The organism is Pseudomonas sp. GCEP-101, from assembly GCF_025133575.1.
Taxonomy (GTDB): domain Bacteria; phylum Pseudomonadota; class Gammaproteobacteria; order Pseudomonadales; family Pseudomonadaceae; genus Pseudomonas; species Pseudomonas nitroreducens_B.
The window spans coordinates 3377550-3392786 of record NZ_CP104011.1 but is presented as its reverse complement, the minus strand read 5'-3'; the positions used below and the strand labels follow the sequence as shown (position 1 = coordinate 3392786).

The window sequence follows — 15237 nt, the reverse complement described above, 5'->3', positions numbered from 1 at the left end:
CCTCAGGACTTGCTGCTGTCGGAGGGTTTCTCAGCGGTGGGCTGAGTCGGGCGCTGGGCTTGCGGCTGAGCGGCGGGACGGGCGGCCGGAGTCGGCGCGCTGGCTTCTTTGCCCACGGCCAGCAGTTCGGTCAGCACCTGGGTATTGGTGGTGCGGCCGAAACGGTCCTGGGTCGGGCGAACGACGCTGGCGAACTTGCAGAGCACCGGAGCGCCTTCGAAGACGATGGAATCCAGCAGGGTCGGCTCAACGTTGTATTCGCTGATCTCGAAACCCTTGGCGTTGCCGCGAGCGGTTTCCGGGATCGGGGAGATGGCCTGGACGCTGGCGAAGATCTCGCCGCTCTTCGTGGAGGTGTAGGTGTCGGTCTTGGTGACCCAGAGTTCGACTACGCCGCCAGTGGTTGCAAACATGTTCATCTGAAGCTCCTTTGCCTTTTCGGGCATGAGTTGGCCCGCTGCTGCAAATTGGGCGCGTTGGTGGCCGTCTTTCAGCGGGTGTGGTGGTGCCAGGGTTTTGCGGTGGTGCGGGTGGCGAGGTTCGAAACACCAAGGGCTCTGCCCTTGTCATCCCGCTCTCGCCGCCGAGGGCTCAGGAGCGCGGGGCGGTGAAGCTGCCCCTCACTCCCGAGCGGAGGCTATTCAGGGAGGGGGACGGTCAAGGGTGCGCTTCGCCCGGCGCTCCGTTTGACCGAACGGGAAAGCGCGTTCGGACAAGCCGGTGCGGCGGCCCTGGACCTGATTGGCCTGGATGCGGCTATGGCGGTCGGCCCACTTCGAAATTTCGTGGGCCACGCACATCAGCGGAAAGCCAACGCAGGTGAGAAGAGCAACCAGCAAGGTAAGGTTGAAGGCGGCGTCAGTGTGCATGGCTCAGGCCTCCAACTCGAAGGGATCTCGGATCGGCACGAAGGGAGTCGGCTTGCCGCTGTCGTAGATAACGTGCCAGTACTTCGGCGGACGGAGCGCGGGCATGTGTTTCGCGCAGGTAAAACCCGGTTCCACCCGGTACGTCGAGTGGATCGAGCGCCACACTCCCGCAACCTTGGCCATCGTAGTAACGACCGTGAAGACTCGCGTAGGGCGGCACTCGGTGCAGGGTGTGAACTGGGAGGCTGCGGGCTTTGCCAGTTCGCGACGGGACCAGCAAACAGAGCAGTCGCAGTCCGGGGCGTGAGGTTGACGGACGTACTTCGACAGCATCGGAAGTCACCTCGCGATCAGTAGGCAGACGCGGATGAATCACGGCGACGGAGAACAGGCACCGCATAGAAGGAAGAATGTCGTCATCGCGATTGGCTTCAACGGTCAAACGTGCGGAGGCAAGCTCCATCCGCCCTTCCTCGTGGAATCGGCGCGCTGCATCTGCGAAACCATCGGCCAGCGCCTTGTGCATCAGGCGGAACGACAGGCGCGCAGCGGCGAGTTTTTCTCGTACACGCTGAACGCTGAGAGGAGAAAGAAGGCTCACTACAGGCCCTCCTGTTCCAGCAGACGGCGATTCAGCAGCGCCACATTCACCATGACGCGGTTGCCGATCTTGATACGCGGGATGTAGCCCACGCGAATCCAGCCCTCCACTACCCCTTCATCCATACCAATCCAAGAGGCGAATTTTCGCCACGGCATCAGTACGGGAGCGTTTTTGACCGCTTCGAGAGAAACCTTGCTTCCGTTCTGTTCCATAACCTCCCCCTACGCTACGATCAGCCAATTTATGGGAAATTGCAGGTGGCTCCGTATAAGCCATTTGTAATTTACAAATGAAATATACGCCCAGCCTATGCGGAAGGCGAGCTATACATGTGTAATGTACAAGATCATTATGGAATCAATAGATAGCCGAATTAGAACAATTATCGATAAGACGACTATCGATGAGCTGGTCAAGAAAACGACGATCAGCGGAACTCGATGGCGTACCGTCAGGTATGACAAGCGCACTCGCGTCAGCACCCAAGAGCTGGAGGCGCTAATCGCTATCTATCCTCAGTACGCGCTATGGCTAAACACTGGGAACATCATCCCCGAGTCCGGGCAAACGAGTCCGGAATACGATGAGGCGCAGGCGCATTTAAACGGAGCCCACGCGGGATAGAGCTGACAAGGAAAGCAGCCCTCAAGTGGTTCATAGAAAAAAAGGGATAACGTCCTAAAGAACGTTGTGCTGCGTGCAATTAGTCAAGCCAGCATCAAAGGACAAACGACACAACTATCGACGATGTATCAGATCTGGCACAAAGTGATGACAAAGTGCTATGAATGCGCTAGTTATCGCTAGCCGAGACTGAGTTCAGCCCGGCTACTCCCCACACCTGCACACCACGGATGGATGCATGCGGGCTATCAATTTGATACGGATGTCAGTTAGCGGGCGCGCTCCCGCGCCTAGCCGGGTTTGGCAAGAGGTCCCCTCGTGAACCTCCTGCTCATCCACCAGAATTTCCCCGGTCAGTTTCGACACATAGCGCAGTATTTTTCAGCGCAGCCCGGTCATCGTGTCGTTGCCATTGGCCGGGATATTGCACCAGGCTTGGCCGGCGTCGAGCTACACCGATATCGACCACATCTCGTCGCGTCGCGGCAGACACATCCGTACCTGCAATCTTTCGAGTCGGCTGTTCTGCACGGCCAGCAGGTCGTGCGAGTCATCCAGAAGCTCAAAGCCGAAGGTTTTCGCCCGGACGTCATTCTGGGCCACCCCGCGTGGGGCGAAACGCTCTATGTGAAGGACGTCTTTCCTGATGTCCCCTTGGTGCATTTCTGCGAGTTCTATTACCGCACTCAGGGGGCAGATGCAGGATTCGACCCTGAGTTCCCTGCCTCGCTCGATGGCAATTGCAGGCTCAACACACGTAACGCGCTGCATCTTCTGAACCTGCAACAGTGTGATTGGGGAATATCTCCGACGCACTGGCAACGCAGTGTGCATCCCGCCCCATACCTGCAGAAAATCCGGGTCGTTCACGAAGGCATTCCAATTCGGCAACTCGGACCTGATCCGAAAGCCAGTCTGGTACTTCCTTCCAGGCTCGAACTGAAAGCCGGCCAGCCCGTTGTCACTTACGTCGCAAGAAACCTGGAGCCGTACCGGGGTTTTCACAGCTTCATGCGAGCCTTACCGCGAATCCTGAAAGAGCATCGCACTGCTCAGATAGTGGTCATCGGGGGAGACGACGTCAGCTACGGCGGCAAGCCCAAGGACGCTGCAAACTGGCGTGAACGAATGCTGCGAGAAGTACAGGTCGACCTCGAGCGTGTGCACTTTCTTGGCAAGGTCCCTTACGAAACGTACTGCAAGGCACTGCAGGTCTCGGCTGCTCACGTTTACCTGACCTACCCCTTTGTACTGTCCTGGTCGATGCTCGAAGCAATGGCCTCGGGGTGCCTGGTTATCGGCTCGGATACCGCCCCTGTGCGGGAAGTTCTGCGGCATGGCGAGAACGGCTATCTGGTCGATTTCTTCGATACCCAGGGCATCGCTGATCAAGTGCTACAAGCCCTGAATAGTCCCCAGGCACAGCAGGCTCTAAGAGCCGAGGCGCGCGACACCGCGTGCCGTTACAGCGTTGAAGCCGGCTTGACCGGCTACCGGGAGTTGATTGCCGAAGCTCTCTCCGCTTCGGGCAAACAACCCGCACCCACTACCTCATCCCTGACCCAGTTGGCCTGTCCTCTCTGACACGCCAGGAAAACCGCATGTCCAGTACCGAAGCGTTTTCACCAGAACAAGGACAATCTCAGGCGCCGGACACCGGCTTGATCTGTCTGGTCATGCTGGCCCGTTTTCACAGCGTGGCTGCGTCCGCTGATCAACTGGCCCATGAATTCATGCCGCCAGGTGCTCAGTTCGGAAGTGCCGAGTTGCTGCTGGCAGCACGCAAGCTCGGTCTCAAGGCTAAATCCGTAAAAACCCGCTTTGATCGACTGGCGCAAACGCCTTTGCCCGCCATCGCGCGAAGCAATGACGGTCACTACTTCATCATCGCTCGGATTGATCAGGGCAAGGCCTTGATTCAAAGCCCGCTAGTGCAACGCCCTGAGATCATCAGCCAGGAAGAACTCGAATCAAGATGGAGTGGTGAGCTGCTGTTGTTTCGTTCGGAGGCCTCGCAGGCTTCCGAGCTGTCGAGGTTCGACTTCACCTGGTTCATCCCCGCCATCGTCAAGTACCGAAAGCTGCTGGGGGAGGTGCTGGTTGCGTCGTTTGTCCTTCAGATATTCGCTCTGCTGACACCTCTGTTCTTCCAGGTCGTGATGGACAAGGTGCTGGTACACAGGGGGCTTTCCACGCTCGATGTCCTTGCAGTGGGCCTGTTGGGCATCATGCTATTCGAATCGCTGCTGAGCGGCCTACGCAGCTACATCTTTGCCCATACAGCGAGTCGGATCGACGTCGAGCTGGGTGCACGCCTGTTCCGGCATCTGGTCAGCCTGCCTCTGGCCTATTTCCAGGCCCGCCGGGTAGGCGACTCCGTGGCGCGTGTCAGGGAACTGGAAAACATACGCAGCTTCCTGACCGGCAACGCCATCACGCTGCTGCTCGACGTACTGTTCTCCTTGGTATTCGTCGCAGTGATGTTCTTCTACAGCGGATGGCTCACCCTTGTGGTGATCCTATCGTTACCGTTGTACTTCGTGCTTTCGCTGCTGATCACACCGCTGTTGCGGGCGCGAGTGCAGGAAAGCTTCAGCCGCGGCGCAGAGAACCAGGCATTCCTGGTCGAGTCGATCAACGGCATCGACACGCTCAAGTCCATGGCAGTTGAACCGCAGGTCACCCGCAAATGGGACAACCAACTGGCGGCTTACGTATCTGCCAGTTTCAAGACCCAGACGCTGTCCACTTTCGCCAATGAAGGTGTTTCGCTGATCGGCAAACTGGTCACCGTAGCGACACTTTGGCTGGGAGCGCGCCTGGTGATTGATGGCCAGCTAACTGTCGGGCAATTGGTGGCGTTCAACATGCTGGCCGGACGAGTGGCGCAACCCATCATGCGTCTTGCCCAACTATGGACCAATTTCCAGCAGACCGGCGTTTCCGTGCAGCGCCTGGGCGACATTCTCAACAGCCAGACCGAACTGGCCCAGGCCACCCGTAGCACGCTGCCGGCGCTTCGTGGCCAGATCGAGTTCGACCAGGTGCATTTCCGGTACCGGCCTGATGGTTCGGAGGTCCTGCGCGGGGTCAGCCTCGCCATTCGCCCTGGTGAAGTCATCGGCATCGTCGGGCGCTCGGGATCCGGCAAGAGCACCCTGACCCGTCTGCTGCAGAGGCTCTATGTTCCTGAGCGCGGACGGGTGTTAGTCGATGGAATGGACCTCGCCCTGGCCGACGTCAGCTCATTGCGCCGCCAGATCGGCGTGGTACTGCAGGACAACCTTCTCTTCAACCGCAGCATCCGCGAGAACATCGCACTCACAGACCCCGGCTCCCCGATGGAAACGGTTATTCAGGCTGCGAAGCTTGCCGGCGCCCACGAGTTCATCCTGGAACTCCCAGAGGGCTACGACACGGTGGTCGGCGAACACGGCTCATCACTGTCGGGAGGCCAGCGGCAACGCATTGCCATCGCGCGCGCGCTCATAGGCAACCCCCGCATCCTGATATTCGACGAGGCGACCAGCGCGCTGGACTATGAGTCCGAACGCGTTATCCAGCAGAACATGAAAGCCATCTGCCAAGGCCGGTCGGTAGTGATCATTGCTCACCGCCTTAGCGCCGTGCGTGACGCCAACCGAATCATTGTCATGGACCGAGGCCAGATCGTCGAACAAGGGACCCACGGAGAACTGCTGACCTTGCAAGCCGGCCACTACTCACGGCTTCACCGCCTTCAGCAGGGAGGTCAGGCATGAGCGCCAAACGCGAACTCCTCAATCGTTACCGGCGCACCTGGTCCCATGCATGGCGAAACCGCAAGCAGATGGACGCGCCCGCGCGACTCCCGCATGAAGTGCAGTTCCTGCCAGCGGCATTATCACTGCAGGAGCAACCGGTTCACCCCGCGGCCCGCTACATCAAATGGTCGATCATTGCGTTCTCGGCACTGGCAGTGTTGTGGGCGTGCCTGGGCGAAATCGATGTTGTGGCGACTGCCCAGGGCAAGATTGTCCCCAGTGGCAAGACCAAGGTCATCCAGCCAAGTGATGTGGCCGTGGTAAAGGACATTCACGTTTACGACGGCCAGCAAGTAAAGGCTGGAGATCTGCTGGTAGAACTGGACGGCAGCCAGACAGGAGCGGATGTGGAGCGGCTGAAGACGGACTTGCTAGCCGCTCGGATTGACGCCGCAAGGGCGGCAGCGCTGTTGGAGTCGATTCGTACTGCCCAGCCGCCACAGTCCCTAACTCCTCGCTTGCCTGATGTTGCCGAGGACCAGCGCCAGGCAGCTCAGCTGTGGCTTCAGGGACAGTATCTGGAACTGAGCAGCAATGTGGGTCAAACCCAGGCGACGATCGACCAACGGGCTGCTGAGATTCGTGCGGCGCAGGCGACCGTTGACTCCTTACGGCAGACCTTGCCGATCGCTGAGCAACTCGCCACTGACTACAAGCGTCTTCTGGAGCGCAATTTCGTGGCAAAGCACGCCTGGCTGGAAAAGGAACAGGCCAGGCTCGATCAGCAGCGTGAACTCGCCGTACAGCAAGCGCGCGTAATCGAACTCGATGCATCGCAGCGCGAAGCCGAGCAGCGTCGTGAAAGTGTCATCGCCCAAACTCGGCGCGCCATGCTCGATCTCCAGCACGAGTCCGAACAGAACGCAGCAGGGCTTACTCAAGAACTACTCAAGGCAGAACAACGGGACCGTCTGACGCGCCTGACCGCTCCCGTAGATGGCACCGTGCAGCAACTGGCAATCCACACCAATGGTGGGGTAGTCACCGAGGCTCAACCGTTGATGGTTATCGTTCCCAAAGACCAGCCAGTAGAAGTGGAAGCGATGCTTGAGAACAAGGATATCGGCTTCGTCCATCCAGGGCAGGAGGTTGAGATCAAGGTGGAGACCTTCACTTTCACCAAGTACGGCGTCGTGCATGGTCGGGTGATCAGCGTTTCAGAGGATGCGATTGAAGATGAGAAACGCGGACTACTGTACAGCATGCGCATCCAACTCGGCCAGGACCATATTCGCGTTGGAAGTACCGACGTGTCGTTAACGGCGGGAATGGCAGTTAGTGCTGAAGTTAAAACGGATAAGAGAAAGGTAATCGAGTACTTCCTGAGCCCATTAAAGCAGTATGTTAACGAGAGCTTGGACGAGCGGTAGATTAATAATTCTTATTTCTAAAATCAACTTTCCAAAGGATAAGCAAAATGGATGCTGCGATTGAGTTAAAAAAAGCGGAAGTATCAATCTCCGTGAAACCGAAAGATGGATCGGCCGGTGCCAAGATATCAATTGATGAAAAAGGAAATGCTACCGTTAGCGGAAATTTAGGGATTTTAAGTGTAGAGTACGACAAGGAGACTGGTGAGTACAAAGAGCGCGTGAACATCCCCACGGTAAGAGGGGTTGTCGTGGTTTCATTTGGAAACAATAAAACCATTAATCCTGATGGTAGTGTAACTTTCAATTCCGTTTCTCTCGAGGCATCTGTAGCGCTTCCAGGTGGTAGCGCTGATGCAAGTCTTACGGTAGGGGCAGGTATTGACGAGGATGGCAATCGAGCATTTAAACTTGAAGGCAAGGTCTCTGTTACAACCCCGTGGGGCGCAACTTATGAGCAGGAGCTGTTTAATTTCTATTGGGATCCTGCTGATATGTTTGATCCCGCTGAAAACGGTGTATTGTCGCACGGAATGCTGGGGCAGGCCTTTACGGACCTGAAGAACCGTGGTGATCAGATTGACGCAGCGGTAGACGCGGCAGTTAATGGAAATACCCCAGTTAGTAGGGACGTCAATACGAATTTTTTGTCTGCGAAAAGCTTTGTTCAGCGCGTTGACCCGCTGGCGGTGGATCTTGATGGTGATGGGCTGGAAACGGTTTCGGCCAATTTTGGTATTACCTTCGACTTTGATGGCGATGGCCTTAAGACCGGAACGGGGTGGGTTGGTAAGGACGATGGATTCCTAGCTTGGGATCGGAATGGAAACGGCAAAATTGATACCGGTGCAGAGCTGTTCGGCGTTGACTATGTCAAATCGAATGGCCAAAAAGCCACAAACGGCTTTGATGCGCTCAAAGATCTAGACTCTAACGGTGACGGGATTTTCGATGCAAACGATATCAAGTTCTCCAACGTGCGTGTATGGCAAGATCTGAACCAGGACGGAGTCAGCCAAGCCGAAGAACTAAAGTCGCTCAAAGATCACCACATCACTTCCATCAATCTCACGGCAACCACCAGCAATCAAAACAGCAACGGCAACATAATCAGTGCCATTGGTAGTTTTGTACGGGACGACGGCTCGATCGGCGAGGTCAACGGAAATCAAAGCATCGCTGGCAATCTGGATCTTGCATCTAACCCCTTCTATCGAGAGTTCACTGATCATCTGCCTCTAGATGAGGCGGCCAAAGCTCTCCCGGACATGAAAGGGTCCGGGGCAGTGCGGGATCTACGTGAAGCCAGTATGCAAAATTCTGCGCTCAAAGGAGTGCTAGCGGACTATGCCAGCGCTCAAACCCGGGAGCAGCAGATGGCTTTGCTCGACAGCCTGTTGAGCGAGTGGGCTGATAGCTCGAATTACCGGACCTTTGAACAACGGCTCAGCGACCTCTCTACCGGTATTATGACTGTAGACTTCGAATGGTCCTGGGAACAGGACCTGAAGCTCTCAGGCGGAGGCACTGGGTCCTCTTCCGGGAATATCGATCCGGGCTCAATCAATAGTGGTCCGACCGCCGCTCAGCTTCAGCAGAAAACCCTTCTGGAGCGCGTTCGACTGTTGGAAGTGTTTAATGCGCAAAACTTTTTTATTTTCACCAAAGAAGAGAACAGCAGTGGTGGTTTGAGCCACTTAGGCATCAAGTCCGGCGCATCACTGACAAATATCTCGGGTAGCGCGATCAACAACAACAGTGGGACCCAGAGCGGTGGTACGTCCATCGCTTCTCACTGGACGTTAACCGAGAAAAACCTGGTCCTGAATACAGGCCAGGCGAGCCTCATCAATCAGGCCTATGAGTCTTTAAGAGAGTCCATCTACAACGGACTGCTGCTCCAGACGCGCCTGCGTCCTTACGTCGAGGCAATAGGCATCACGCTTGGTGAAGAGGGCATTGGCCTTGATTTCAGCAAGGTGGCCACGCTGTTCCAAATCACCTTCGACAACAACCACGTCAATGGCGCGACTGACTTGCTGGAGTTCGTTACTCAGCCAATGGCGGGTAAAGCCATTACCGAGCTAACTCCTCTCGTTGAGCGTTTTGTGACGAGTCTGAGCTCGGACGAGGTTGTAAAGATTAACTCTTTGGGTATTGCGCTGCAGATAGGTACGACAGACAATCAGAGTCTCTCGGGCAAAGATAAACAGGACTATCTGTTCGGACTCGCAGGAAATGACACGCTAACTGGTGCGGCCGGTAACGATTATGTTGATGGTGGATCCGGTAATGACGGTCTTTATGGCGGCGCTGGGAACGACACCCTGATCGGTGGCGCCGGCAACGACATCCTCAGCGGTGATGCCGGAAACGATGTGTACTACTTCGAGCGCGGCTGGGGGCAAGACACTGTCTCCAACTACGACACCACGACCAACAAGACCGATACCATCGAGTTCGCCCCGGGCATCGCCCTGGCCGACATTGAGATGAGTAACTTGTATGGCGCTCTGATCCTCAAGCTCAAGGGATCGACCGACCAGATTTCCGTGTCATCTTTCTTCTCGCAGGATGGCGCCTCGAACTACCGCCTGGAGCAGATCCGCTTTGCCGATGGCACTGTCCTGAGCCTGGAAGACATCAAACTCCGCGTTCTGGCCGGAACCCCTGGAAACGACAGCATCACCGGCTATGCCAGCAACGATACGCTCCATGGGGGCACGGGCAACGATACCCTCAAGGCTGGACTTGGGGATGACCTGTTGTTCGGCGATGAGGGTGCCGACACGCTGTACGGGGAAGGCGGAAACGACACCCTGATTGGTGGCGCCGGCAACGACTACCTCAGCGGTGATGCCGGTAACGATGTGTACTACTTCGAGCGCGGCTGGGGGCAAGACACTGTCTCCAACTACGACACCACAACCAACAAGACCGACACCATCGAGTTCGCTCCAGGCATTGCCCTTAGCGATATAGAGATTAGTCGCTCGACTAGTTCTTTGATCCTCAAACTCAAAGGAACTACCGACCAGATCGATGTATCGAACTTCTTCCAACAAGATGGAAACTCCATCTATCGACTGGAGCAGATCCGCTTTGCCGATGGTACTGTCCTGAGCCTGGAAGACATCAAACTCCGCGTTCTGGCCGGCACCCCTGGAAACGACAGCATCACCGGCTATGCCAGCAACGATACGCTCCATGGGGGCACGGGCAACGATACCCTCAAGGCTGGACTTGGGGATGACCTGTTGTTCGGCGATGAGGGTGCCGACACGCTGTACGGGGAAGGCGGAAACGACACCCTGATCGGTGGCGCCGGCAACGACTACCTCAGCGGTGATGCCGGTAACGATGTGTACTACTTCGAGCGCGGCTGGGGACAAGACACTGTCTCCAACTACGACACCACAACCAACAAGACCGACACCATCGAGTTCGCTCCAGGCATTGCCCTTAGCGATATAGAGATTAGTCGCTCGACTAGTTCTTTGATCCTCAAACTCAAAGGAACTACCGACCAGATCGATGTATCGAACTTCTTCCAACAAGATGGAAACTCCATCTATCGACTGGAGCAGATCCGCTTTGCCGATGGTACTGTCCTGAGCCTGGAAGACATCAAACTCCGCGTTCTGGCCGGCACCCCTGGAAACGACAGCATCACCGGCTATGCCAGCAACGATACGCTCCATGGGGGCACGGGCAACGATACCCTCAAGGCTGGACTTGGGGATGACCTGTTGTTCGGCGATGAGGGTGCCGACACGCTGTACGGGGAAGGCGGAAACGACACCCTGATCGGTGGCGCCGGCAACGACTACCTCAGCGGTGATGCCGGTAACGATGTGTACTACTTCGAGCGCGGCTGGGGACAAGACACTGTCTCCAACTACGACACCACAACCAACAAGACCGACACCATCGAGTTCGCTCCAGGCATTGCCCTTAGCGATATAGAGATTAGTCGCTCGACTAGTTCTTTGATCCTCAAACTCAAAGGAACTACCGACCAGATCGATGTATCGAACTTCTTCCAACAAGATGGAAACTCCATCTATCGACTGGAGCAGATCCGCTTTGCCGATGGTACTGTCCTGAGCCTGGAAGACATCAAACTCCGCGTTCTGGCCGGCACCCCTGGAAACGACAGCATCACCGGCTATGCCAGCAACGATACGCTCCATGGGGGCACGGGCAACGATACCCTCAAGGCTGGACTTGGGGATGACCTGTTGTTCGGCGATGAGGGTGCCGACACGCTGTACGGGGAAGGCGGAAACGACACCCTGATCGGTGGCGCCGGCAACGACTACCTCAGCGGTGATGCCGGTAACGATGTGTACTACTTCGAGCGCGGCTGGGGACAAGACACTGTCTCCAACTACGACACCACAACCAACAAGACCGACACCATCGAGTTCGCTCCAGGCATTGCCCTTAGCGATATAGAGATTAGTCGCTCGACTAGTTCTTTGATCCTCAAACTCAAAGGAACTACCGACCAGATCGATGTATCGAACTTCTTCCAACAAGATGGAAACTCCATCTATCGACTGGAGCAGATCCGCTTTGCCGATGGTACTGTCCTGAGCCTGGAAGACATCAAACTCCGCGTTCTGGCCGGCACCCCTGGAAACGACAGCATCACCGGCTATGCCAGCAACGATACGCTCCATGGGGGCACGGGCAACGATACCCTCAAGGCTGGACTTGGGGATGACCTGTTGTTCGGCGATGAGGGTGCCGACACGCTGTACGGGGAAGGCGGAAACGACACCCTGATCGGTGGCGCCGGCAACGACTACCTCAGCGGTGATGCCGGTAACGATGTGTACTACTTCGAGCGCGGATGGGGGCAGGACACTATCTCCAATTATCACACTGACCTAAATAGCCAGGATCGGATTGTTTTCTCGAGTGGGATCAACGCAGAACAACTCTGGTTCCGCAACAATGGAAATAATCTCGAAATCAGCCTGATTGGGACAAATGACAAGGTATCTATCGGTGGCTGGTTCACAAACAGCAACAATCACGTCAATCAAATAACGACAGCTGATGGAAAAGCACTAATGGAAAGCCAGGTACAAAATTTAGTTAATGCCATGGCAGCATTTGGTGTTCCAGCTGGCGGGGAATCAAATTTGACCCAAGACCAACGAAGTCAACTCGATATAGTTATTTCCGCCAACTGGCAACAGACTTAAAAGCAGAACCCCGCCCTAAATATGATTGAACAAGGACCTTATCAGCCTTGTTCAATCCCTATACTGTATGCTTCTCATTGGGAGGTGCCCAGATCAAAAACTCTCGCTAAAAGACAAACTCGCAAACTTCGCACTAGCAAGCATAATTTAAACGATTTATTTATAAGTATATTACAAACATTATCCGACTTCTTATACAGACCCGTTCCACCTTGTCTGCGCCGTAGCCTTTGATCTGTAGCCGAACGGAATGAACCTGGAGATTCATGGATCGATAAATTCTCGGAGCGATAGTGAGGAGTGAGGAGTGAGGAGTGCTGATCTCTGGTCTTCGTGATTAATGACTGTGGCTAGGCTCTGAGACCAGAATGGCTCTGGATATTACACAGGGCTCGAACTGTTCGCTTTTGGCCGCAAGCAGACTCTCCCAACGTGTCGAAAAGGTGTCGAAAAGGTGTCGAAATTGCTGTCCTTTGTTATCCAAACCTATCCATTCCACAAGAAGCTTGGCGATCTCAAGCCTTGAGCTATCAAGGGCTATCTAATGCTATCCCCCCCCTAAAACCGTGACTAGCTTTTACGCGCAAAGCGACGCATACCCCAGCCCCTCCATCGGGCTGCTGCTAATCTGGCAGCATGACGCCCGATCTCGATCCTTCCCTTGACCTGACGGACCAGCTTCTGGAGCTGCTGAGGGAAGCCCCTGAAGGAATCTCCGAATTCCAGCTGATCCAGCAGTTGAAGGCTCGGCATTGCACCCATGTGCCCAACCTGCCGCTGACCGACAAGCTGGTGCTGTTCCGCACGCATTTCCTCGTCTTCAACGCGCTATATCGGCTGCGTGACCGGCTTTGGGCGGAAAACACCGCGCACCTGGAAATCGGCCCGCTGCAGATTCGTCTCTCGCCTTATATGAGTGGCGCGCAGGCGCTCGGCGAGCAGGATGCGCTGCGTTCCTACTATCTGGACGAGAAACACCTGAAGGAAACCAGTGAACTAGACGTCGAGAAAATGCTGAAAAGCTTCTGGACGCGCATGCAGGGCAACGAGGAGAAAGCGGCTGCGCTAGCGCTGTTCGAACTGGAGGACGGGCCAGTCGATTATGCCCTGATCAAGCTGCGCTACCGGCAGTTGGTGAGCCAGCACCACCCGGATCGGGGTGGTAGCACCACGCGCCTGCAGTCGATCAACAAGGCGATGGAAATTCTGGAGCGCTATTACAGCCGCCCGTGAAGCTTCCATTTGCTCTAACCCCACAGACGACGTGCCTTCCAGCCATTCCTATACTGCGACTTAAGGTCGCATAGGTCGGCCGGGCACCGGATGTCGCTGGCTACGCGCACTCGGCGCCTCGCTGGGGGGCGACCTTCTATAAGAAGAGGAGAATGCTGACATGATCCATCATGTGTGGGGGCTCTTCACCCATCCCGATCAGGAATGGCAGGAAATCCGTGGCGAGGAAGAATCCATCAGCCACATGTACCTGACCCACGTCCTGATCCTCGCTGCCATCCCGGTCATTTCCGCCTACATCGGCACGACGCAGGTGGGCTGGGTTCTCGGCAACGCGGGACCGGTCAAGCTGACCGCCGCCAGTGCGATCCAGCTGACCATCATGACGTACATCGCCATGCTCGCCGGCGTCGCCGTGATGGGCGCCTTCATCCACTGGATGGCGCGCACCTACGACGCCTCGCCATCGCTGACCCAATGCATCGTGTTCGCGGCGTACACCGCGACGCCGCTGTTCATCGGCGGACTGGCGGCGCTGTATCCGCACCTGTGGCTGGGGATGATCATCGGCACCGCGGCGATCTGCTACACGGTCTACTTGCTCTACGTCGGCATCCCGACCTTCATGAACATTCCCAAGGATGAAGGCTTCCTGTTCTCCAGCTCGGTGCTGGCGGTGGGACTGGTGGTGCTGGTGGCGATGATGGCGCTGTCCGTCATCCTCTGGGGCAGCGGCGTCGGCCCGGAATACACCTGATCCTGTTCTCTGCAAAAGAACCGGGCCCTCAGTGGCCCGGTTTCTTTTTGGCTTTTCGCAGGAACGAGCGGGCGCGCGAATCACCTGGCGATGAAGCCACCGGCGAGCATGGTTCGCGAGCAAGCTCACTCCTACCAAGAGCAGTCTTGCCTGAAACTCGCCGCGCTTGCCTGAATCTGCACCCCGGACGAGCGGCGGCGAGAAATCCTCCACCGGCGCTTCGACTGCGGCATAATCTGCCCCGTCGGAGAACCACTGTATGCCTGAACAGCTCAACGCTCGCGTCGAAGCCTGCTACCAGCAGGCCGAAGCCTTCTTCCAGCGGCGCTTTCCCCGCCCGGAAGTGAGCTTCCGGCTACGCGGCCAGAAGGCCGGCGTCGCCCATCTCGATGAGAACCTGCTGCGCTTCAACCCGCAGCTGTACCGGGAAAACCACGACCACTTCCTCCAGCAGACCGTGGCCCATGAAGTGGCCCACCTGATCGCCCACCAGATGTTCGGCCCGCGCATCCGCCCGCATGGCGAGGAGTGGCAGCTGATCATGCGCGGCATCTACGGCCTGCCGCCTGATCGCTGCCACACCTATGAGATCAAGCGCCGCCGCTCCACCCGCTACCTGTATCGCTGCCACTGCGGCGAAGGCAATGAATTCCCCTTCTCCGCCCAGCGCCATAACCTGGTCGCCCAGGGGCGCCGTTACTACTGCCGGCGCTGCCGCGCGACGCTGATCTTCACCGGCGAAACCCGCCGCGAGTGAAGCG

The 15237-nt window shown here is 56.6% G+C and carries 11 protein-coding genes; 7 read left to right on the top strand and 4 right to left on the bottom strand.

The annotated features are described in order from the left end of the window. Positions 1 to 2: 2 nt before the first annotated feature. The 4 genes from N0B71_RS15510 to N0B71_RS15495 all read right to left on the bottom strand — a co-directional run bounded on the left by N0B71_RS15510 (position 3) and on the right by N0B71_RS15495 (position 1685). Positions 3 to 419, bottom strand: coding sequence for a DNA-binding protein (locus tag N0B71_RS15510; protein WP_259753444.1), 417 nt, complete (start codon positions 417 to 419; stop codon positions 3 to 5). Between the two features lie 222 nt (positions 420 to 641). Further along, entirely contained in the window at positions 642 to 869 is a 228-nt protein-coding gene (locus tag N0B71_RS15505; protein WP_259753443.1) for a hypothetical protein, read from the bottom strand. A 3-nt stretch (positions 870 to 872) separates the two neighbouring features. After that, on the bottom strand, positions 873 to 1202 hold the full coding sequence (gene pflM / locus N0B71_RS15500; protein WP_259753442.1) for a DUF5447 family protein: 330 nt from the start codon (positions 1200 to 1202) through the stop codon (positions 873 to 875). Positions 1203 to 1469: 267 nt separating this feature from the next. Beyond that, complete coding sequence (locus N0B71_RS15495; RefSeq protein ID WP_259753441.1) at positions 1470 to 1685, bottom strand: DNA-binding protein; 216 nt, start codon at positions 1683 to 1685, stop codon at positions 1470 to 1472. Positions 1686 to 2415: 730 nt separating this feature from the next. Here N0B71_RS15495 and N0B71_RS15485 point away from each other — a divergent pair. The 7 genes from N0B71_RS15485 (at position 2416) to N0B71_RS15455 (ending at position 15233) form a co-directional block, all read left to right on the top strand. Beyond that, entirely contained in the window at positions 2416 to 3681 is a 1266-nt protein-coding gene (locus tag N0B71_RS15485) for a glycosyltransferase family 4 protein (protein ID WP_259753440.1), read from the top strand. Positions 3682 to 3698: 17 nt separating this feature from the next. After that, a complete protein-coding gene (locus tag N0B71_RS15480; RefSeq protein ID WP_311197151.1) occupies positions 3699 to 5858 on the top strand; it encodes a type I secretion system permease/ATPase in 2160 nt (719 codons plus the stop codon). Then, a complete protein-coding gene (locus N0B71_RS15475; RefSeq protein WP_259753439.1) occupies positions 5855 to 7270 on the top strand; it encodes an HlyD family type I secretion periplasmic adaptor subunit in 1416 nt (471 codons plus the stop codon). Before N0B71_RS15480 ends, N0B71_RS15475 begins: the two co-directional genes overlap by 4 nt. A 47-nt stretch (positions 7271 to 7317) precedes the next feature. Further along, positions 7318 to 12486 carry a calcium-binding protein gene (locus tag N0B71_RS15470; RefSeq protein ID WP_259753438.1) on the top strand — a complete coding sequence of 1723 codons (5169 nt, stop codon included), beginning with the start codon at positions 7318 to 7320 and terminating at the stop codon, positions 12484 to 12486. Between the two features lie 636 nt (positions 12487 to 13122). Beyond that, a complete protein-coding gene (locus N0B71_RS15465) occupies positions 13123 to 13719 on the top strand; it encodes a DNA-J related domain-containing protein (protein WP_259753437.1) in 597 nt (198 codons plus the stop codon). 160 nt (positions 13720 to 13879) lie between these two features. After that, positions 13880 to 14476 (top strand): Yip1 family protein, encoded by a 597-nt coding sequence (locus N0B71_RS15460; RefSeq protein ID WP_259753436.1) that lies wholly within the window; start codon positions 13880 to 13882, stop codon positions 14474 to 14476. Positions 14477 to 14735: 259 nt separating this feature from the next. Next, positions 14736 to 15233, top strand: a complete 498-nt coding sequence (locus N0B71_RS15455) for a SprT family zinc-dependent metalloprotease (RefSeq protein WP_259753435.1) — start codon at positions 14736 to 14738, stop codon at positions 15231 to 15233. Positions 15234 to 15237: the final 4 nt, after the last annotated feature.